The sequence below is a fragment of the Brevundimonas sp. ABV4_179 genome (genome assembly GCF_056311945.1).
The window spans coordinates 876,709-896,730 of record NZ_CM149976.1 but is presented as its reverse complement, the minus strand read 5'-3'; the positions used below and the strand labels follow the sequence as shown (position 1 = coordinate 896,730).

General features: G+C 68.4%; 19 protein-coding genes and 1 other RNA gene. 10 read left to right on the top strand and 10 right to left on the bottom strand.

The genetic code is table 11. The features are described 5' to 3' along the window. The first annotated feature begins 271 nt into the window (after nucleotides 1-271). Nucleotides 272-1,066: a hypothetical protein gene (locus ACYX4P_RS04345; protein ID WP_248119328.1), complete on the top strand. Its 795-nt coding sequence runs from the start codon at nucleotides 272-274 to the stop codon at nucleotides 1,064-1,066. Between the two features lie 151 nt (nucleotides 1,067-1,217). Here ACYX4P_RS04345 and ACYX4P_RS04340 read toward each other — a convergent pair whose 3' ends face one another. The 5 genes from ACYX4P_RS04340 to ACYX4P_RS04320 form a co-directional block, all read right to left on the bottom strand. Beyond that, on the bottom strand, nucleotides 1,218-1,490 hold the full coding sequence (locus ACYX4P_RS04340) for an HPr family phosphocarrier protein (RefSeq protein WP_248119329.1): 273 nt from the start codon (nucleotides 1,488-1,490) through the stop codon (nucleotides 1,218-1,220). Beyond that, nucleotides 1,487-1,891 (bottom strand): PTS sugar transporter subunit IIA, encoded by a 405-nt coding sequence (locus tag ACYX4P_RS04335; protein ID WP_054764347.1) that lies wholly within the window; start codon nucleotides 1,889-1,891, stop codon nucleotides 1,487-1,489. Before ACYX4P_RS04335 ends, ACYX4P_RS04340 begins: the two co-directional genes overlap by 4 nt. A gap of 120 nt (nucleotides 1,892-2,011) precedes the next feature. Next, nucleotides 2,012-2,440 (bottom strand): HPr kinase/phosphorylase, encoded by a 429-nt coding sequence (locus ACYX4P_RS04330; protein ID WP_248119330.1) that lies wholly within the window; start codon nucleotides 2,438-2,440, stop codon nucleotides 2,012-2,014. Then, nucleotides 2,437-4,062 carry a sensor histidine kinase gene (locus ACYX4P_RS04325; protein WP_248119331.1) on the bottom strand — a complete coding sequence of 542 codons (1,626 nt, stop codon included), beginning with the start codon at nucleotides 4,060-4,062 and terminating at the stop codon, nucleotides 2,437-2,439. The genes ACYX4P_RS04330 and ACYX4P_RS04325 overlap by 4 nt, the downstream gene beginning before the upstream one ends. Then, the gene (locus ACYX4P_RS04320) at nucleotides 4,031-4,735 is read right to left on the bottom strand and encodes a response regulator transcription factor (RefSeq protein ID WP_292021168.1); all 705 of its coding nucleotides are present in this window, start codon (nucleotides 4,733-4,735) and stop codon (nucleotides 4,031-4,033) included. Before ACYX4P_RS04320 ends, ACYX4P_RS04325 begins: the two co-directional genes overlap by 32 nt. A 251-nt stretch (nucleotides 4,736-4,986) precedes the next feature. Between ACYX4P_RS04320 and ACYX4P_RS04315 the strand changes: the two genes are divergently transcribed. Further along, nucleotides 4,987-6,705, top strand: coding sequence for a hypothetical protein (locus ACYX4P_RS04315; protein ID WP_292075015.1), 1,719 nt, complete (start codon nucleotides 4,987-4,989; stop codon nucleotides 6,703-6,705). Between the two features lie 69 nt (nucleotides 6,706-6,774). Here ACYX4P_RS04315 and ACYX4P_RS04310 read toward each other — a convergent pair whose 3' ends face one another. Then, on the bottom strand, nucleotides 6,775-7,497 hold the full coding sequence (locus ACYX4P_RS04310; protein ID WP_292075014.1) for a c-type cytochrome: 723 nt from the start codon (nucleotides 7,495-7,497) through the stop codon (nucleotides 6,775-6,777). Nucleotides 7,498-7,636: 139 nt separating this feature from the next. Between ACYX4P_RS04310 and ACYX4P_RS04305 the strand changes: the two genes are divergently transcribed. Then, complete coding sequence (locus ACYX4P_RS04305) at nucleotides 7,637-8,359, top strand: 3-deoxy-manno-octulosonate cytidylyltransferase (protein WP_248119335.1); 723 nt, start codon at nucleotides 7,637-7,639, stop codon at nucleotides 8,357-8,359. A gap of 291 nt (nucleotides 8,360-8,650) precedes the next feature. On the opposite strand, the gene nudC is transcribed toward ACYX4P_RS04305, so the two are convergent. Beyond that, nucleotides 8,651-9,571, bottom strand: a complete 921-nt coding sequence (nudC, locus tag ACYX4P_RS04300) for an NAD(+) diphosphatase (protein ID WP_292047461.1) — start codon at nucleotides 9,569-9,571, stop codon at nucleotides 8,651-8,653. A 48-nt stretch (nucleotides 9,572-9,619) separates the two neighbouring features. Here nudC and ffs point away from each other — a divergent pair. The 3 genes from ffs to ACYX4P_RS04285 all read left to right on the top strand — a co-directional run bounded on the left by ffs (nucleotide 9,620) and on the right by ACYX4P_RS04285 (nucleotide 12,159). Beyond that, nucleotides 9,620-9,713, top strand: an RNA gene (gene ffs, locus ACYX4P_RS04295) — signal recognition particle sRNA small type. A 141-nt stretch (nucleotides 9,714-9,854) separates the two neighbouring features. Continuing rightward, nucleotides 9,855-10,235 carry a hypothetical protein gene (locus tag ACYX4P_RS04290; RefSeq protein WP_248119336.1) on the top strand — a complete coding sequence of 127 codons (381 nt, stop codon included), beginning with the start codon at nucleotides 9,855-9,857 and terminating at the stop codon, nucleotides 10,233-10,235. Between the two features lie 76 nt (nucleotides 10,236-10,311). Next, nucleotides 10,312-12,159 (top strand): DNA polymerase III subunit gamma/tau, encoded by a 1,848-nt coding sequence (locus ACYX4P_RS04285; RefSeq protein ID WP_292047458.1) that lies wholly within the window; start codon nucleotides 10,312-10,314, stop codon nucleotides 12,157-12,159. Nucleotides 12,160-12,354: 195 nt separating this feature from the next. Here the strand turns inward: ACYX4P_RS04285 and ACYX4P_RS04280 are convergent, their stop codons facing one another. Both ACYX4P_RS04280 and ACYX4P_RS04275 read right to left on the bottom strand, forming a co-directional pair. Beyond that, nucleotides 12,355-12,909, bottom strand: a complete 555-nt coding sequence (locus tag ACYX4P_RS04280; RefSeq protein WP_248119338.1) for an ActR/PrrA/RegA family redox response regulator transcription factor — start codon at nucleotides 12,907-12,909, stop codon at nucleotides 12,355-12,357. Nucleotides 12,910-12,999: 90 nt separating this feature from the next. Further along, nucleotides 13,000-14,481: an ActS/PrrB/RegB family redox-sensitive histidine kinase gene (locus ACYX4P_RS04275; protein ID WP_248119339.1), complete on the bottom strand. Its 1,482-nt coding sequence runs from the start codon at nucleotides 14,479-14,481 to the stop codon at nucleotides 13,000-13,002. 44 nt (nucleotides 14,482-14,525) lie between these two features. On the opposite strand from ACYX4P_RS04275, the gene ACYX4P_RS04270 reads away from it, so the two are divergent. The 4 genes from ACYX4P_RS04270 (at nucleotide 14,526) to ACYX4P_RS04255 (ending at nucleotide 17,826) form a co-directional block, all read left to right on the top strand. Beyond that, nucleotides 14,526-15,149 (top strand): SCO family protein, encoded by a 624-nt coding sequence (locus tag ACYX4P_RS04270; RefSeq protein ID WP_248119340.1) that lies wholly within the window; start codon nucleotides 14,526-14,528, stop codon nucleotides 15,147-15,149. Between the two features lie 248 nt (nucleotides 15,150-15,397). Further along, complete coding sequence (locus ACYX4P_RS04265) at nucleotides 15,398-16,678, top strand: polyhydroxyalkanoate depolymerase (protein ID WP_248119341.1); 1,281 nt, start codon at nucleotides 15,398-15,400, stop codon at nucleotides 16,676-16,678. After that, nucleotides 16,644-17,366, top strand: a complete 723-nt coding sequence (locus tag ACYX4P_RS04260; RefSeq protein WP_248119342.1) for a M48 family metallopeptidase — start codon at nucleotides 16,644-16,646, stop codon at nucleotides 17,364-17,366. The genes ACYX4P_RS04265 and ACYX4P_RS04260 overlap by 35 nt, the downstream gene beginning before the upstream one ends. An 85-nt stretch (nucleotides 17,367-17,451) precedes the next feature. After that, entirely contained in the window at nucleotides 17,452-17,826 is a 375-nt protein-coding gene (locus ACYX4P_RS04255; RefSeq protein WP_248119343.1) for a lysozyme inhibitor LprI family protein, read from the top strand. Nucleotides 17,827-17,909: 83 nt separating this feature from the next. Here ACYX4P_RS04255 and ACYX4P_RS04250 read toward each other — a convergent pair whose 3' ends face one another. Next, complete coding sequence (locus ACYX4P_RS04250) at nucleotides 17,910-20,018, bottom strand: transglycosylase domain-containing protein (protein WP_312571063.1); 2,109 nt, start codon at nucleotides 20,016-20,018, stop codon at nucleotides 17,910-17,912. Nucleotides 20,019-20,022 lie beyond the last annotated feature (4 nt).

The following is a 20,022-nucleotide window of genomic DNA, read 5'->3' as shown; positions in this document are numbered from 1 at the left end:
AAGGGATTCAGCGGTTTGGCTAGGTTCAATCGACATTCAGTCGGTCGAATTATCAGATCGTCATTCCGGGGCTGAGCGAAGCGAAGAACCCGAAACCCAGGGCTGCGGTCGCGCTGCTGAACGCATCCGACGCCGGATGCGCGCCCTCCGGGTTCCGGGTTCGTCCTTGGATACCCCGGGATGACGATTTTAAGTTGAATGTCGATTAGCCTTAGTCGCTCTGCAAGCCGATCGAAGCTATGCTGACGCGAAACCTAGGAGGGTGCGCGTCATGATGGAACTACTGCTTGCGATGGCCCTCGCAGGGCAGCAACCCGAGCGGACCCTGCCCTTGGCGGAGGTCAAACAAGCCGATCCTCTAGTCCTGGCGCCGAAGGTGCTGCCAGTTGAGACGGCGGAGCGCATCACCGGCGGCTGGGTGCGACGCTACTGGATGCCGGGGCAGGTCTACCGGGCGCTCTTTTGGGAACAGTCCCAGCCCGAACGAGACGGAATCTGCGCCCGGCGGGTGCATGTGGTCTCGGCCGGCAATCCAAGCGCGCCCGGCAATCTAGACGACCCGGAGATGGTGTTGACGGTCAGCGATCTGGGCTCGGGGATGCAGTATGGGCCGTCTCATCCCGAGCCGGCGACTGAGACGCGGTGCGCCGAGTTGACCGGCTATATCGGGGGGTCCGAGGGGCAGGTGGACGGCCAGCTGAAAACACTCACCCGGCTGACCGAGGCGATGCGGTTGGCGGCTGGGACAGATGATCTGCCGTTCGCCCTCGAGTGTGATCCGCAAGAGTCGGCCACGGCCTGTAATGATCCCAGGCGAGCCTTGGCGGAGTTGCCCTTGGACAAGCTGCTGAGCGTTCGGCCAAGCCGTCACTTGCCGCCGCGCAACGCCTCGACCCCGCCGGGACCGAGGCTTTTCGTGCAGACGGGCGCGCCCCGGAACTGGAACGCCGCCGAGGTCGAGTTCGACACATCGGGACCCGGCGCAAGATCTTGGATCGTGACCCTGACCGGCGACGAGCAGGTCGAAACCGTGCGGCTTCGGTCGGCGATGATAATTCGTCACTGACTCTGTCGTTCGCCACTTTTGGGCGCGGTCCAGAATGTCAGCCGGCGAAAAGGTTCGCTCCCGCCGCCTAGAAAACAGTCGGAAAGTCCGCATTCAGGCGCAATACGGCTGAATGCCTGTCTTTCAGGTCAAGCCCGCGGTTGGCGATCCCCTACTGATCCTCGTCGAACTTGCGCGCGACCAGATCGGTCAGGGCCTCCATCGCCTCTTCGGCGTCCGGGCCTTCGGCGGAGACGTCGATGCTGCAGCCGATGCCGGCGCCCAGCATCAAGAGGCCCATGATGGAGCGGGCGTCGACCGTCACCCCGTCGCGGGTGACGTGGATCTCGCTTTCGAAACTGGAGGCCAGTTTGACGAACTTGGCCGAGGCGCGGGCGTGCAGGCCGCGCGTATTGCAGATGTTCAGGGTCGCCGCGACGGTCATTTCTCGCCCGCCAGCACCCAGGAGGCGACCGAGATGTATTTGCGCCCGGCGTCCTGCGCATGGGCTACGCAGGCTTCCAGCGTCTCGCGCCCGCGCACGCTGGCCAGCTTGATCAGCATGGGCAGGTTCAAGCCGGCGATGACCTCGGCGTGGGTCTGCTCCATCACCGAGATGGCCAGATTGGAGGGCGTGCCGCCGAACATGTCGGTCAACAATATGACGCCGTCGCCGTCGTCCACGGCCGCCGCCGCATCGACGATGTCGCGACGCCGACGCTCCATGTCGTCTTCGGGACCGATGCAGATGGCCGCGACGCCGCGCTGCGGGCCGACCACATGCTCCATCGCCGACAGAAATTCTGACGCCAGCCCGCCGTGGGTGACGATGACCAGACCGATCATGAGGACTTCACTCGCATCCCGCCCCGAACCGTCCCGAACGTTCCCCCGCCCGGCGAGGAGGCCGGACGCCGTCCTTTCCTGGACCGCAAGGGGGGTGTCATAGACCTGTCTTTCGGCGTTTCAAAGCGTCTCCAACACCGCTGCGACCACATCGACGGCCGAAGCGGGGCGCGGGTCCAGCGTCAGGAAGGGCAGGTCCACCCCGCAGAACGCCCGCGATTGCGCCTCGGGCAGCCGTTCGACCGGTTCGTGCGTGCAGACGACGGCCAGCGCCGCTCTGACCAGCGGCCGTGTCGCGGCGGTCACGATTCCCAGGCCCCGAACCTCGATTCGCCCCGCTATGGCGACTGGCGCGCGGGCGTAGAGCGCGCCGTTCGACGCCCAGACATGGGTGTAGTCGTCGCTGACCAGCCGCCCGCCGCGCCCGATCAGCCTTAGGCCCAGGTCGCTTTTACCCGCGCCCGATGCGCCCAGGATCATCACCCCGCGCCAGCCGCCCCCCTGGCGCACGGCGACCGTGGTGGCGTGGATCGGGGCGGCGGGCGTCATGCCCGGCGGCCGACCGCGGGGAACAGGATTTCGAACCGGGCGCCGACAACCTGACCGTCCTGCATCTGGTTCTCGGCGTGGACGCGGCCGCCGTGCGCCTCGACGATCTGGCGCACGATGGACAGGCCGAGGCCCGAGTTGGAGCCGAACTTCGCCCCTTGCGGCCGCGAGGTGTAGAAGCGTTCGAACACCGTCTCCAGGTTCTCGGGCGGGATGCCCGGCCCCTGGTCCTCGACCCGCACGCGGACCGGCAGGTCGTCGGTCGTCTCTTCCAGACTGACGCGGACCGCCCCGCCCGAAGGGCTGAAGGAGCGGGCGTTGTCGATCAGGTTGCGGAACACCTGGCCCAGCGGCCCGTCGCGGCCCATGACGCGCAGCGGCGTCTCGGGCGCCTGGAACAGCACCGGGATGTCGCCGGGCTTGGCCGTGGTGTCATAGACGCCCGCGATGTCGGTCAGCAGTTGGTTCAGCGTGATCGGGCGGGGCCGGTCGCGCGACAGTTCCGCATCCAGGCGCGAGGCGTTGGAGATGTCTGTGATCAGCCGGTCCAGGCGCCGCACGTCCTGTTGCAACAGGGCTGTCAGCTTCTCGCGGTGGGCGTCGGTCCTGACCAGCGGCAGAGTCTCCAGCGCCGAGCGGATCGAGGTCAGGGGGTTCTTGATCTCGTGCGAGACGTCGGCGGCGAACCGTTCGATGGCGTCCATGCGGGTGGACAGGGTGTCGGTCATGGATTCCAGCGACCGGGCCAGATCGCCGATCTCGTCCTTGCGATCCTCCAGATCGGGCAGGGAGATGGCGCGCGCGCGTTGCAGCTTGACCTGATCCGCCGCCGCCGACAGCCGCATGATGGGCCGCGCCACGAACAGATGCAGCACCAGCGAGGCCACCAGATTGACCCCCAGCGCCACCAGGGCGAACGGCACCAGGGCGCGGCGCTGGGCGCTCAGAATCTCGTCCACGTCGCCGGATTCGACCGTCAGCACCCCCAGCACCTGACGCACATGCCGCACCGGGATGGAGACGGACACCACCCGGTCGCCGGATTCGTTGCGTCGCAGCGTCGCCTGGGGCGCGCCCTCCAGCGCGGCGTTGACCTCGGCGGCCAGCTCGCCGTCGGCCCGCGCGATCCGGCGCTCAGACACCAGCTTGGCCGCGGCCCCGTCGTCGGTCGGCGACCCGGCCGAATGGGCGTCCGGCAGGGGGCGTCCGCCGATGGCCTCGGTCACCTGATAGCTGTCCACCAGCAACAGGCCGTTGATGTCGTACAGCCGCACGCGCTGCCCCGCCGGGATGAACCGGTCAGTCAGCCACAGGGAGGCGCGGATGGGGTCCAGTTCGGGCGTCGGCTCGCCCCGCGTCACGCCCTCCTCGCGCAGCACATTGGCCAGCAGTTCCGCCTGGACGGTCAGAGATTCCTGACGCGCGCCGACCAGCCCCTTGCTCCATTCGTTCAGCAGCAGGGCGCCGCCGAACAGGATCAGCAGGCTGAGCAGATTGAGCGCCAGGATGAAGCCGCCTAGCCGCGATCCGCCGAAGCGGAACAACGGCCGGCGCACGCGCTCCTCGTCGGGCTCTCGCCCGTCGGGACGATCAGCTCTCGCGGTAGCGGTAGCCGACGCCATACAGGGTCTCGATCGCGTCGAACTCGTTATCTACGGCGCGGAACTTCTTGCGCATCCGCTTCACGTGGCTGTCGATGGTGCGGTCGTCGACATAGACCTGGTCGTCGTAGGCGGCGTCCATCAGGTTGTCGCGGCTCTTCACGAAGCCGGGCCGCTGGGCCAGGGCCTGCAGCAGCAGGAACTCGGTCACGGTCAGCTTGACCGGCTTGCCGTCCCAGGTCGATTCGTGGCGCGCCGGGTCCATCGACAGCTTGCCGCGCTTGATCGCCCGGCCCGAAATCTCTGCGGCGGCTTCCGGCTCACCGCCGTCGGCGCCGGTGCGGCGCAACAGCGCCTTGACCCGTTCGATCAGCAGACGCTGGCTGAAGGGTTTGTGGATATAGTCGTCGGCGCCCAGGTTGAAGCCCAGGATCTCGTCGATCTCCTCGTCCTTGGACGTCAGCATGATGACCGGGATCTGCGAGGTCTGGCGCAGGCGACGCAGCACCTCCATCCCGTCCATGCGCGGCATCTTCACGTCGAGGATGGCCAGGTCGGGCGGCGTGGATTCCAGCGCGGCCAGGCCAGAGGCCCCGTCATGATAGGCGGTGATCTTGTGGCCATGGCTTTCCAGCGCCAACGACACGGACGCCACGATGTTCTCGTCGTCGTCGACCAGGGTGATGTTCGCCAAGGGTGTCTTCTCCTGAACTTTGCGGTCCCGCGAGCAGGAACGCGCTTCAAGCGTAACCGTTCGATCACGGTCACATTAGGGCTATGACGCCCCGACCCGAAGGGAATTCGCTCAGAACGCCCTCGCGCAAGTCCTGGCCAAGATGGTTGGTTCCGCTGGCGATTTCAACGCGGCGGCGCCCCGGACGGGGCAGGGAGGGTATTCGGCGGCGAAAACCTCGCTTTAAAGTCTTCGGGTCAAAGGATCGCCGCATGGCCGGTCCGATCCACTACGAAGTCTATGTCCGCAAGACCGCGCCCGCGGCCTGGACCCTGCTGATCGCCACCGAGAACCGCAAACAGGCCATCGAGGCGGCCGAGGACCAGTTGCGGGACCGATTCGCCGTCGCGTCGCGCGTCACCAAGGAGACGCTGGACCCCGAGACGATGGAGTTCGCCTCCGTCACCATACTGACGCTGGGCGCGCCCGAGCCGCTCAGGAAGAAGGCGGCAAATGCGACCCACCGCCCGGCCTGCTCCAGCCCGGCGGAACTCTATTCGCCCCACGCCCGGGCCGTGATCGGGCGCGTGCTGGAAGACTGGTTGCGGCGCGAGGGCGTGACGGCCTTCGAACTGCTGCACCGCCCCGATGCGGCCGAGCGGCTGGAGGCGGCGGGGATCGAGCTTCAGCACGCCATTCAGAAGGTCGCCGTCCCCGAAAGCCAGTCGACCGGCCAGGACGTCCACACCGTCGTCCGCCATTATCAGAAGCTGACCGAACTGACGATCGCGCGGCTGCGCAAGGCCGGACGCGACGGCCTGTTCCCGGCCCTTCAGGACACCTCCATCGCCGACCTGGCCCATCGGTTCAGCGGCGCGCCGGACCGGGCTTTGCGCATGGGCGGAGTAGTCGCCGGCGCCCTGGCCGAACACAGCGGCGCGCGGGCGCGGCTGTCGGCCCTGATGGATCTGATGGACGCCGCCCCGACGGACGGCCCGCCGCGCGCCCTGATCGTGGTGGCGGTCGAGCAGATCGTCGCCGAGATGCTGGCTCTGCGCCAGAACCTGAACGCGGTGCTGGGCCCGGCCCTGGATCAGGGCGCCAGTCTAGCCGCCATCGTGCGGATGGTGGCGCCGGACGAGATGGACGGCCTGCTGAAGCTGGACCCGCGCCTGGACCTGATGATGCCCGCCATCGACGGGCCCGCTGCGCGACTGGGTGTCCATTTGGCCGCCGGGGAGTTTCCACTGCTGGCGGCGGCTCTGGCCCGGATGGTGACGGGCGAACTGACCAGCCCGCGCCGGCTGCGTCCCAACGATCCGGTCGGCGAGATCGACATCCTGCGCCTGCTGGCCATGGCCCTGACCGCCGCGGCCGGTCGGCTGCTGACGCTGGAGGAGGTGCAGACCGCCTTCGTGGAGCGCTCCAAAAGCCTGGTCACGGCCGATTTCGTCGCCGCCTATGTCGCCGGCTGCCAAAGCGTGCTGGCCGAGGCCGAATACCTGACGCGCCTGTGCGAGAATGTGACCGGCGGGGCCAACAAGCGCGCGGCGGCCCGCTGGCTGGGCGCCTGCATCGGCGCGCTGCGCTTCGAGACCGAGATGCGTCAGGCCGCGCCCGGGGGGCCCAGCCCGTCGCAGAAGCTGGCCATACTGGCGCGGCTGCAACGGGCGGTGCGGGCCGCCAACCTGGGCGAACACGACGAGAAGCAGATTTCGGACGTCATCGGCGCGGTCGGCGCCCGTCTGGAGGCCGACGCCGGCCTGGTCGCCCAGATCGCGCGCGCACCCGCCCCTGCGCCGAAAAAGCTGGCCGCCCTGCTGAAACTGGCCGCCGGGGAGGCCGGACCGCTGGGGCCGTCGGCCGAACGCGCCCGCGCCGAAGCCGTCCGCCTGCTACGCGCGCCCGAAACCCGCACCGCCCTGTCCGCCGCGCCCGACAGCGTCGCGGCGCTTCGCGGCCTGATGCAGGCGGCGGGCCTGGCGGCGTAAGCCCCAGACGCCGAACCCGTTTAACCGACGTTTGCGATCGCGCCCTGAAAGACAGGGCTGCGGAGCGGCCTAATGATTGGCCGGCGCCGGGCTGGTGGCGGCGGGCGGCGCGGCCGGCGTGGCCTGGGTCGCAGCGGGCGCGCCATCGGCCGGCGTCGCGCCGGTCGGCTCGCTCGCGGCGGCGCCTTCGGTCACGGGCGCTTCGGCGCCGGCGGCGGGCGCGGCGGCGCCCGGCTGACGCGAGGGATCGGGCGCGGGAATGGCGAAGCCGCCGGACCCTTGGGTCCGCAGCCAGGCGATCAGATTGATGCGCGTCTGGGTGTCGCGGATGCCGGCGAAGGACATCTTGGTGCCCGGCACGTATTTGGCCGGGGCGGTGATGAAGCTGTTGATCTGGTCATAGCCCCAGGTCGGCGCCTCGGCCTTGTGCTTGGTCATGGCGTCGGAATAGGCGAAGCCCGCGCGGTGCTCGACCGGACCGCCGACCACGCCCCACAGGTTGGGACCAATCTTGTCGGCGCCGCCCTGGTGCGCGTCGTGACAGGCCTGGCAGCGCGCGAAGGCGGCCTCGCCGGCGGCGAGATCGGCGGCCGGCAGAACCGTGCCCCAGTCCGGGGCCAGCTCGGGCGCTTCACCGCCTGCGGCCTCTTCCGGCGCATCGACGAAATAGCCCATCTTTTCCGGTGGCGCGGAATGATAGACCAGGCCCGATGCCTGCTGGACCACCAGGATGACGAAGGCCGTCCCCAGGGCCGCGCCGAAAATCTTGTTCCACTTCAGATCGCCGCTCATGCGCCCCGTCGCTCCCCTCTGCCGCTTCCAGGCCGTTGAACCGCCCGGTCATAGTCTTGCCTTGGGCTGTCTGGCACGCTAGCGCGACCTTCGCAACCGGCCCGGCAAGCGCCGGCCCCGCAAGGCGTCAGGGAAGCCCATGAATCCTTTGATAATGATACCCGCTCGCATGGCGGCGACCCGGTTGCCGAACAAGCCGCTGTCCCTGATCGGCGGCGTCCCCATGATCGTGCGCGCCTATCGCCAGGCCGAGGCCTCGGGCCTGCCGGTCGTGGTCGCGGCCGGCGATCCCGAGATCGTCGAGGCGATCGAGGCCGAGGGCGGGCGCGCCATCCTGACGGACCCGGCCCTGCCCAGCGGGTCGGACCGCATCCGCGCCGCGGTGGACGCCATCGACCCCGAAGGCGATTTCGACGCGGTGATCAACGTCCAGGGCGACATGCCCTTCGCCAGCCCCGGCCTGGCCACGGCCTGCGCGGCCATCCTGCACGGCGAGCCGGCCTGCGACATCGCCACCCTGGTCGCCGCCGAAGCCGAGGCGTCCGACAGAACCAACCCCGACGTGGTCAAGGCGGTGCTGGCCCTGGGCGAGGGCGAGCGCCAAGGCCGCGCCCTGTATTTCACCCGCTCCACCCTGTATGGCGACGCGCCGGTGTGGCGTCACATCGGCGTCTATGGCTATCGCCGCGAGGCCCTGAACCGCTTCTGCGCCGCGCCCCCGTCGCCGCTGGAGAAGCGCGAAAAGCTGGAGCAGTTGCGCGCCCTGGAGATGGGGATGCAGATCTGGGCCGCCGTCATCGACGAAGCCCCCTTGTCGGTCGACAATCCGGCGGACCTGGAGGCGGCGCGGGCGTTGGCGTGATCACGCTCGTTGGACTCTGAAAAAACAGTCCAGCGAGTCCAATTTCAGCTTTAGGCCATTGTTATTCCTAGCGAATCTTCGCCAATCGACTTGGACTGCCCAAGGCGGCGCTCCTGGTGCGCCACGACGATGTCAAAGACCCGGCGGCGGTTATAGGCCGGATCGAACCCCTGTATGGCAAAGGGTCGATCCGACGACTCATGCCTTTGAAACGGCGTGGGTTCGTGGTCGAAATTAGGATGGGTGACAGTGTTTCTCCCTCCCCCTGCGGGGAGGGGAGAAGACCGAAGCCTATTTTTCCTCGACCCAGGCCTGGATCAGGCTGTGGGCGATGGCGAACGGGGGCGGCGCGCTGATGGTCGGATGGTCGCCGGCCAGCACCGCCCGGGCCTCGGCGCGCGTCAGCCAGGCCACTGATTCCAGCTCGGTCTGGTCGGGCCGGGCCTGATCGTCGGACACCTGGGCTATCAGACCGATCATCAGCTGGGACGGAAATGGCCAGGGCTGGCTGGAGTGGTAGGTCGCCGAGACCACGGTCAGTCCCGCCTCCTCCTTCACCTCTCGGGCGCAAGCCTCCTCGATCGATTCGCCCGGCTCCAGAAAGCCGGCCAGCGCCGACATCCGCCCCGGCGCCCATGCCGCCTGACGCCCCAAAAGGCAGATCGGCTCGGCCCCGCCGGTGTAGATCGGCAGCATGATGGTGACGGGATCGACGCGGGGGAAATGCTCGGTCCCGCAGGCCGGGCAGCGCCGCTTCCAGCCGCCCGAAGCCGTCTCGCACAGGGCGCCGCAGTTGGCGCAGAAACCGTGTTTGCGCCGCCAGTCGAACAGGCTTTTCGCCCCTCCCGCCATGGCCGCATCCGCCGTCGGCAACAGGGCCGCGGCCGCGCGCATGTCGTGAAACACGCCTAGGCCGCCGACCGGCCCGTTGGCGGGGTCGATGGAGCCCTCGAACTCGATGGCGAAGACCGGCTCGTCCTTCCACAGGCCCAGAAAGGCCTCGCGGTCGCGCACCAGGGTCCGCGCGTGTTTCATCGACAGCCAGACCAGACGCGGGCCCTGATCCGTCTCCTCGATCAGCGGCCGTCCCTCCCACAGCACCAGGGCCTGGGCGTAGGGCTTGTCCGCCTGTTCGGCCAGCCAGTCGGGGTCGTTCCTGAGATCGCCGGCCCGGTCGAGCGGATTGCCGGCGAAGATGTTCTGATGCGCCATGCGTCCTTGTAGCTCTTGATTCCAACCGTCGCACCCGTCATATCCCCAATCGGAGATCGCGGGCGAAGGCTTCGCCAATCTGGTCAGGGCCGGAAGGCAGCAGCCACAACGAATTCCCCTTCGGGTCGCGGTCTCCACCCTTTCATTCTTTTTCGCGCTAACGCTCGCGACGCGGTCGCTCGCTGCTTGAGCGCGTTTTTGCGCGAACGCTCGCCGCGCGGCGGCTCGCTGCTCCGCCATCTCGGTCATTGTCGGCGACGGCTGACTATGAGACGGTCGTTATATGAAGTGGCTGTGGCTCATTCTGATGCTGCCCTTGTGCGCCTGTGGATCAGGGCCGATCGAGCCGCGCCCGCTGCTGACTGAGATTCGCATGCCCCCTGGGATGGGGCGCGACTTCGGCGTTTCGCCGTCCGACGCGGCCGAAATTGGACTTCATGCCGATGGAACGGTTGAAGTCTCCACCTGGTCTGGCGGGCGAGCGCGCCTCGATTCAAAGATCGAGATTGGCCGAAGCCTTTATGCCCTCGGCGTTGACGTCAAACATCCGATCTATGTGCGGGCGGACAAGGTCGCGCGTTATCGGGACGTTGAAATGATCATGCGGGATCTGTCCATGCGAGGGTATACGATTAAGGAACGCGCCAATCTAGGTTCTGCCTGATCGACGCAGATCGGCTTCATTTTTTTAATGAGCGGCCGGCTTCGCCCCGCCCCCTTGCCGCTGTAAGACCTCATCCATGACGGACAGCGACACCAACATGGACGGCCCCCCCTGGGAAGAGGACGAGGTCGTGGAGCGCGACGAGAACACTGACGACATGTTCGGCGCGCCCGCCGGGGCGGCTGAGCCGGTCGCTGCGGCCGCCAAGCCTGTCGCGGCCACGCCGGCTCCGTCCGAGGTCGAGGCCCATGTCGACGACGGCGCCGCCTACCAGGTGCTGGCGCGCAAATACCGGCCGCGCACCTTCGAGGATCTGATCGGGCAGGAGGCGATGGTCAGGACGCTGACCAACGCCTTCGCCACCGGGCGGATCGCGCACGCCTTCATGCTGACCGGGGTGCGGGGGGTCGGCAAGACGACGACCGCGCGTCTGTTGGCCCGCGCCCTGAACAACGAAACCGACGTCATCGACAAGCCGTCGCTGGCCCTGACCGCCCACGGCCGGCACGACGCAGCCATCATGGCCGGCCAGCACATGGACGTGATGGAGATGGACGCCGCGTCGCACACCGGCGTCAACGACATCCGCGACATCCTGGAAAGCGTCCGCTATGCGCCGGTCGAGGCGCGCTACAAGGTCTATGTGCTGGACGAGGTGCATATGCTGTCGACGCAGGCGTTCAACGCCCTGCTGAAGACGCTGGAGGAGCCGCCGCCCCACGCCAAATTCATCTTCGCCACCACCGAGATCCGCAAGGTGCCGGTGACGATCCTGAGCCGGTGCCAGCGGTTCGACCTGCGCCGGGTCGAGCCGGAAATCCTGGTCGAACATCTGGGCCGGATCGCGCACCGCGAAGGCATGAAGATCGAACAGGACGCCCTGGCCCTGATCTCGCGCGCAGCGGAAGGCTCGGTGCGAGACGGCCTGTCGCTGCTGGATCAGGCGCTGGTTCAGGCCGAGCGCGGGCAGATGGTCAAGACCGACACGGTGCGCGACATGCTGGGTCTGGCGGACCGGACCCAGACCATCGCCCTGTTCGAAAGCGTCATGGCCGGCCGCACGCCCGAGGCGCTGGAGAATTTCCGTACGCTTTACGGATTCGGCGCCGATCCGGTGCAGGTGACCAATGACCTCTTGGAGCATTGCCACGCGGCCTCGGTCGCCAAGATGCTGGGCCCGAATGCGACGCGCCTGCCCAATGATCAGGCGCAGAAACTGACGGCCCTGGGCGCGGCCATTCCGGCGGCGACCCTGTCTCGCACCTGGCAGATGCTGCTCAAGGCGCTGGATGAAGTGCGGCGCGCGCCCAATCCGGCCGATGCGGTGGAAATGGCCATCGTGCGCCTGGCCTACGCCGCCGATCTGCCCGGACCGGAAGAGGCGCTGAAGCGGTTGCAGTCCGGCGAACCGATGGGCGGCGGGGCTGGCCCGCGCGGCGGCGGTGGAGGCGGCGGCGGCGGAAGCTCGGCGCAGCTGGCGGCGCGGCCGGTCATGGCCCCGGCCCTGCCCGACCCGCAAAGCTTCGAACAGGTCGTGGCCCTGATCGGACAAAAGCGCGAGGTCGGGCTGCAGATGGACGTGGAGCGGTTCGTCAAGCCGGTCTCGTTCAAGCCAGGCGCCATCGTCTATGAAAGCGTTCAGGGGGCGCCGGTGGAGCTGGCGCGCAAGCTGTCGGCGCGCCTGCGTGAATGGACCGGCCGCACCTGGCTGATCGCCGCCAACGGCCAGGGCGGCGGCGAAACCCTAATTGAACAACAGAAGAAGGCCCGCATCGCCGAACGCGCCGAGGTCGAGGCCAATCCCTTCGTCCAGGCCGTCCTGCTGGCCTTTCCCGGCGCCAAGCTGGGCGAGATCCGCACCATCGCCCCCACCGTCGTCACGCCGGAAATCCCCGATGCGGCCGAGGACGACGACGAGGACTGAGGTCGTTTCGGTCAAGTCGATAGCCGGTCCATAGTCGTCATTCCGGGGCGTCCGAAGGACGAACCCGGAACCCAGGAGGCTTCATCGAGCGTCGAGGGTTCCAACAGCCCGCGTGTGGCCCTGGCTTCCGGGTTCTTCGCGACGCTTAGCCCCGGAATGACGCTGGGAGAATAATCAGCCGATGGGGACCCGCCCCTACCGCGGCGCGCGCTTGGCCAGTATGCGTTGCAGGGTGCGGCGGTGCATGCCCAGACGGCGCGCGGTTTCCGAGACGTTGTGGTCGCACAACTCATATACGCGCTGGATATGCTCCCAGCGGACGCGGTCAGCGCTCATGGGGTTTTCGGGCGGTTCGGGCGCCTCGCCGGTGGCCAGCAGGGCCTTGACCACGTCGTCGGCGTCGGCGGGCTTGGACAGATAGTCGACGGCGCCGGCCTTAACCGCCGCGACCGCCGTGGCGATGGCGCCATAGCCCGTCAACATGACGATGCGGGCGTCCTGACGCTTTTCGCGCACCGCCTCGACGATCTTCAGCCCGTTGCCGTCCTCCAGCCGCATGTCCAGAACGGCGAAGGCGGGGGCCTTGTCGCGCAGGGCCTGGGTCGCCTCGGCGACGGATTCGGCGGTCGTCACCTGAAAGCCGCGCGCCTCCAGCGCCCGTCCCATGCGGGTCCGCAGGGCCTGGTCGTCGTCCAGCAGCAACAGGGACTTGTCGGGCAGGGCGGCGATGCGGGTTTCGAGTTCGGACATTGTCTTGGTTTCTCCTGCCCCTTCAAGTCGGGAGCGGTAGCGCGCGGGTCAAGGTCAAGGTTCCGCCTGCGACGCTTCGACCCAGCGGGGTCACGCCGCGACTTCCAGCGCGGGCCGGGCCCAGCGCACGGCGACACGCGCGCCGCGTGGGACCGCCTTGGCCTCGGGCGCGGCGTCCGGCTGGGGCAGGCCCTGGCCCACACTGACCGATCCGCCGGTGCGTTCCAGAAGCGTGCGAGCGATGAAGAAGCCCAGGCCCATGCCGCCCTGACTGGGGGCGATAGGGGCGTCGACGGCGTCTCGGCGTTTAGACGGCCGGGCGGCGGCGGCGATCTGGGCGGCCAAGGCCTGGCGCGCCTTGCCGTGGGGCCGGCTGGTCACATAGGGCTCGCCCAGGCGGGGCAGGATGTCGCCGGAGAAGCCCGGCCCGTCGTCCAGAATGTCGATCTCGATCCAGCCGGCGTCGACCACCGCCTGGACGCGCACGGTGGCGGCGGCGAAATCGGCGGCGTTCTCGACCAGGGTGGACAGGCCGTGGATCACCTCGGGCAGGCGGCGCACGCGCGGAGCGGGCTGGCCGGGCGGGGTCTTGACCAGGACGTCGAACGCCAGGTCGAAGCCCCGGTGCGGCTCCACCACCTCTTCCAGCAGGGCCTTGAGCGACACGTCGGCGTAGAGGGCGTCGTCACCCTCCGGCTGTTGCGACAGCTGGGTCAGTATGCCCCGGCAGCGTTCGGCCTGTTGCAGGATCAGGGCGGCGTCCTCGGCCGCGTCGCTGTCGGGGGCCGAGGCCCGCTGCAGCTCCTTGGCGACGACCTGGATTGTGGCCAGGGGCGTGCCCAGTTCATGCGCCGCCGCCGCCGCCAGACCGCCCAGCGCCGCCAGCCGCTGTTCGCGTTGCAGCACGTCCTGGGTCGTGGCCAGGGCCAGCTCCAGCTTTTCGGCGTCGGCCGCCACCCGCCAGGCGTAGCCGGCGGTGAAGACCACCCCCGTCACCAGGGCCATGGCCATGCCCAGTCGGTAGAGCAGCGGCAGGTGGAAATCCTCGTAGGGGCGCCACGGCAGCGGCTCGGACCAGAAGAACAGGATGCCGACCGCCACCAGGGCCAGCACGCCCAACACCAGAGCCTGACGCGCCGGCAGGGCCGCCGCCGCGATGGTCACCGGCGCGACAAGCAACAGGCAGAAGGGGTTCTCCAGCCCGCCGGTCAGGGCCAACAGCACGCCCAGCTGGAAGATGTCGAAGCCGAGGTGGATCGCCGTCTGGCGGCCGTCGGGCAGGCTGGCCTCCAGCCGCCGCACCCGCGCCATGGCGCCCAGGTTCACCGCCGCGCTGATGGCGATCACGATCAGGCAGGGCCACAGCGGCAGGGGGAAGTGCAGCACCTGATGCGCAGTCAGGATCGCCGCGCTCTGGCCCAGGATGGTCAGCCAGCGCAGCACGATCAGGGTTCTGAGCGAAAACCCCCGTCCCCGTCGCGGCGCGTCGCGCCAGCCGTCGAGGGGATCGGACGGCAGGGCATGGGGCGATGGCGCGCCCTGCGGCGCGATGCGGGCTTCTGTCGAGGTCACGCGACTTCTATAGACCGACCAGAACCATTTCGTGAGAGGTCGTCATGCCGCGTCGTTCCGTCCTGCTGTTCGCCGGCGCCTGCATCGCCGTGGCGGCGGCGCTGGCCATCATCACCGTGGTCGTGGTCAGCGGGCGCGGCGCGCCGGCGAACGGCGCGGAGACGACCTCGACCGGCCAGCCGCTGATCGGCGGCGACTTCCAGTTGGTCGACCAGGACGGCCGCACGGTCGACCAGACGATGCTGAACGGCAAATGGAGCCTGGTCTTCTTCGGCTTCACCTATTGCCCCGAGTTCTGCCCCACGACCCTGGCCGAACTGGCCGCCGTGCAGCAGCGGCTGGGCGACAAGGCCCAGAACCTGCAGATCGTCTTCGTCAGCATCGACCCCCAGCGCGACACGCCGCAGATGCTGAAAGACTATCTGTCGTCGGACGGCTTTCCCAAGGGGACCATCGGCCTGACCGGCACGCCCGAACAGGTGGCGACGGCGGCCAAGGCTTACCGCGCCTTCTATCAGAAGGTGGGCGAGGGCGAGACCTATACGATGAACCACTCCCTGACCGTCTATCTGATGGGGCCGGACGGCCGTTTCCGCACCGCCGTCGCCTATGGCATGGGGCCGGACAAGACGACCAAGATCATCGAGGACGCGATGGCGCGGGGGTGAGTTCTTCTCTGCTCGTCATCCTAGGCCTTGCGCTTGGGATGCATACGCCCGGTGTTTAGGTTTGGCGGCCGGCGCCTGTCGATCAACGGGCGCGTCCGACTCGATGAATCCTAGGCACAAGGCCTAGGATGACAGGTGTCGTGGAAGCGCATTCGACTAAGGGCTGTTCCGCAGCCTCATAATCCTTTTGCAGGGTGCGGCGTTATATGTTGCCCTGCACAAACGGCCCTCAGCCGTCACGGACCGTCATGCTCTACGCCTTTCACGAACTCGCCTATCAGTCGGCCCTGCCCTTCCGCATCGGGGCGCAGCTGGCCCGCAGCTTCTGGACCTCGCCGCTGAACCCGGCGGCCGACACCGCCGTCGGCCGAACCGCCTACGCCTCGGCCGAACTGTTCGAGAGCGTCACCCGGCGCTACGGCAAGCCGGCCTGGAAGCTGGAGACGCTGGAGATCGGCGGCAAGACCGTGCGAACCACCGAACAGGTGATCTGGCAGAGCCCTTGGTGCCGCCTGGTCCGGTTCGCGCGCAACATCGGCGACCTGAAGCGCGCCAAGAAGCCCGCCTCCGGTCCGGCCGTCCTGATCGTGGCCCCGCTGTCAGGTCACTACGCCACCCTGCTGCGCGGCACGGTCGAGGCCTTTCTGCAGGACCACGACGTCTATGTCACCGACTGGATCAACGCCCGTCAGGTGCCGATGCTGGAGGGACGGTTCGACTTCTTCGACTATATCGACCACATCCGACTGATGCTGGCCGAGATCGGGGGACGCGCCCACGTCGTCGGCGTCTGCCAGCCCGGGCCGCCGGTTCTGGCCGCCGGCGCGGTGATGGCCGAGGACGGCGACGAGAACCGGCCCCTGTCCATGACCTTCATGGGCTCGCCCATCGATGCGCGCCTGTCGCCGACCGTGACGAACCAGCTGGCGGAGGAAAAGCCCTTCACCTGGTTCAAGTCCAACATGATCCACACCGTGCCCCTGCCCTATGCGGGGTTCGGGCGGCGCGTCTATCCGGGGTTCGTCCAGCTCTACAGCTTCATGTCGATGAACGAGGATCGGCACCGCGACGCCCACTGGAGCTATTTCAACAGCCTGATCGCCGGGGACGGCGACGGGGTGGAGAAGCACGAGGAATTCTACGACGAATACCTGTCGGTGCTGGACCTGACCGAGGAGTTCTATCTGCAGACCATCGACATCGTCTTCCAGCAGCATCTGCTGGCGCGGGGCCTGCTGGAACATCGCGGGTGCAAGGTCGATCTGACCAAGATCACCGACATCGGCCTGATGACCGTCGAGGGCGAGAAGGACGACATCTCCGGCGTCGGCCAGACCCAGGCGGCCCACGGCCTGTGCCCCAATGTCCCCGAGGATCGGCGCGTCCTCTACGTCCAGCCGGGCGTCGGCCATTACGGCGTGTTCAACGGCCGTCGCTTCCGCGACGAAATCTATCCCCGCGTCCGCGATTTCATCGCCCAGAACGAGGCTGTCGGTGGCGTACCGCAACGGTCAGCGGCTGCCGCTTGACGAAGGCGGGGCCGGCGTCGGTCCCGTCCTGAGACTGTCGGTCAATCCGCGCGCCCGGCGCCTGTCGGTGCGGATCGACGCGCGGGCCGGCGAGGCGGTGGTGATCGCGCCCAGCGAGCGCGGCCTGACCCAGGCCGTCGCCTTCGCCCGGACCAAGGCCGTCTGGATCAGCGAACGGCTGGCGGTGCGGCCCAAGGGCCGGCCGCTGGAACCGGGCCAGGTCATTTCCCTGCGCGGTCGCCCCGTGCGCTTGGAGGCGGCGCCCGGCGCGGTCGCGGCGCGTCTGGTCGAAGAAGGAACGGTCATCCGCTCAGGCGGCGAGGACGACGCCTATGCGCGCCGGGTCGAGAACCTGCTGAAACGCGAGGCGCGCGACACGCTGGTGGAACGTACCGGCCACCATCTGCGGACGCTGGGCCAGGGACCGGTCAAGGTGTCCATCGCCGACACCCGGTCGCGCTGGGGCTCGTGCAGCCCGCACAATCGCACCATCCGCTATTCCTGGCGGGTCATCATGGCCCCGCCGCCGGTCATCGACTATCTGGCCGCCCACGAGGTCGCCCATCTGGTCCATGCCGACCACAGCCCGGCCTATTGGTCAGTGGTCGAACGGCTGGTCGGAGATCACAGGCCTTGGCGGAAGTGGCTGAAGGATCACGGCGGCGCGCTGCACGCCGTGGGCCGGTAGGAAAAGAGACGACGGATGGCGACAGGGGCGGAAACTCCTGCAGTGGGGCGCGTTCGATAGGCGCCCTCCACCTCAGGAACGCACCATGAAAGCCATCCTTCCCCTGACCGTCGCCCTCGGCCTGGCGCTCGCCGCCTCGTCCGCCTCGGCGCAAAGCCAGACGGCGATGAACGCCAGCGCCGCCCAAGACCTGCAGCGCGCCGACCGGGCGCTGAACAGCCAGTACACCACGACCATGGGTCGGCTGTCGCCCGCGAGCCGGACCCTGCTGCGCAACGCCCAGCGCAGCTGGATCAGCTTCCGCGACCAGCAATGCCGGGTCGAAGCGTCCGGCGTGCAGGGCGGGTCGGCCTATCCGATGGTCCATTCGGGCTGTCTGGCGCGCCTGACCAACGAACGCACACAGCAACTGCGGACCCTGGCGCAATGCCAGGAGGGCGACCTGTCCTGCCCGCGCTGAACCCGTTTCGGGTCGGATAAAGACAAAGGGAGGCGACCGCGGGGTCGCCTCCCTTTTTCTGTGGTCGCGGCGGCATCGGCCGGTCAGAAGAACAGGGCGTCGCCCTTGCGTTCGGGCTGGGGCCGTCCCTCGGGCTGCTGGTTCGGCGGATCGCGATAGCCGGGCGGCGGGCCGGAAGGCTTGGTCGGCTGCTGGGGCGCGGACTGTTTGGGCGGCATCGGCTGAACGACGGCGCCGGGCTGGTCCGCATAGGGTTCGCCCTGATTGGGATCGACCGGATCGACCAGGACGCCGCCCTGATCAAGGCCGCTCATCAGGTCGCCGACCGGATCGGGCGCGACCCAGCCCTCGGGCATGGCGGGGCCATTGGGGATGGCGGGGGCGTTCAGGCGCGGCAGGGCCGCCTCCATGAAGCCCTTCCAGATGGCGGCGGGCGAGGAGCCGCCGGTCACGCCGCGCATGGCGGTGTTGTCGTCCTTGCCGACCCAGACGGCGGCGACGAAGCCGCCAGTGTAGCCGACGAACCAGGCGTCCTTGTAGTCCGAGGTGGTGCCGGTCTTGCCCGCCAGATCGCGGCCGGCGATGGCCGCCGACCGGCCCGAGCCGCCCGTCACCACGCCCCGCAGCATCTGGTTCATGTAATAGAGCGGCGGATTGTTGATCGCCTGGCCGCTCTGGCCGCTCTCGCGCTGATAGATGACGCGGCCCTGGGGCGTGCGGATGCGGCTGATGCCGTAGGCCTCGACGCGGCGACCGCCGTTGGCGAAGGCGTCATAGGCGGTGGCCATCTCCAGCGGCGACACCTCGACGGCGCCGAGCGCCATGGCCGGCTCCAGGCCGATGCGGCTCTCGATGCCCAGTCGGCGCGCGGCGCGGGCCACGCTGTCGCGCCCCACCTGATCGGCGACCGAGGCCGCCACCGTATTGGTCGACTGGGCCACCGCCTGGGCGATGGTCATCGGACCGCTGAAGGCGCCGGAATAGTTGCGGGGCGACCAGTTGCCGATGGTGATCGGCTGATCGACCAACGGAGTCTGGGGCGTGAAGCCCGCCTCCATGGCCGCCAGATAGACGAAGGGCTTCCATGACGAGCCCGCCTGACGGCGCGCATCGACGGCGCGGTTGAACTGGCTGTCGGCGTAGGAGGCTCCGCCGATCATGGCCCGCACCCGGCCATCGCCGTCCAGGGCGACAAGGGCTGCCTGCTGCACGCCCTTCGCGCCGTCGCGGTCCAGGATGCGGCGCACCGACCGTTCGGCGGCCGTCTGCAGGGTCAGATCCAGGGTGGTTTCGACCACCATATCCTCGGTCGGTTCGCCGACCAGGCCGCGGATCGACTTGTCCAGCCAGTCGATGAAATACTGGGCGTGCTGGGTCGCGAGCGTGCGCGAGACGATGACCGGCTGGGTCACGGCCTGTTCGCGCTGGGCGGCGGTGATCACGCCGGCCTCCTCCATCTCGTTCAGGACGACGGTGGCGCGGGCGGCGGCGCGCTCGCTCTCGGACACCGGCGAATAGCGCGAAGGCGCCTTCAGCAGGCCCGCCAGAAGCGCGGCCTCTCCGACGGTCAGATCCTTGGCCGACTTGTCGAAATAGCGCTGCGACGCCGCCTCGATCCCATAGGCGCCGGCGCCGAAATAGACCCGGTTCAGATAGAGGGCCAGGATCTCCTTCTTGGAGAATTTCATCTCCAGCCAGACCGCCAGCATCAGCTCCTGCACCTTGCGGCGCAGGTTCTGGTCGGGCGTCAGGAACAGGTTCTTGGCCAGCTGCTGAGTCAGGGTCGAGCCGCCCTGAACCACCCGTCCGGCGCGGACGTTGGTGGCCATGGCGCGCATCATGCCGATGGGGTCAAAACCGGGGTGGTGATAGAAGCGCCGGTCCTCGATGGCGATGAAGGCCGCCGGCACATAGTCCGGCAGGGCGTCCAGATCGGCGGGCGGCGCCATCTGGGTGCCCCGTGTCGCGATCAGGGCGCCGTTGCGGTCCAAATAGGTGATCGAGGGCTGGCGATCGACATTGTACAGGCTGGAAGTGTCGGGCAGGCCGCGCGCGAAGACGGCGAAGAAGACGACCAGGAAGATCAGCCCCCAGACCGCCAGAACCGCGCTCCAATACAGCAGCCGTTGAAGCCCGGACCGGCGGGGCTTGCCCTGGGCCTGTGGTCCGCCCGCGTTCACTGGTCCCGCCATGTCC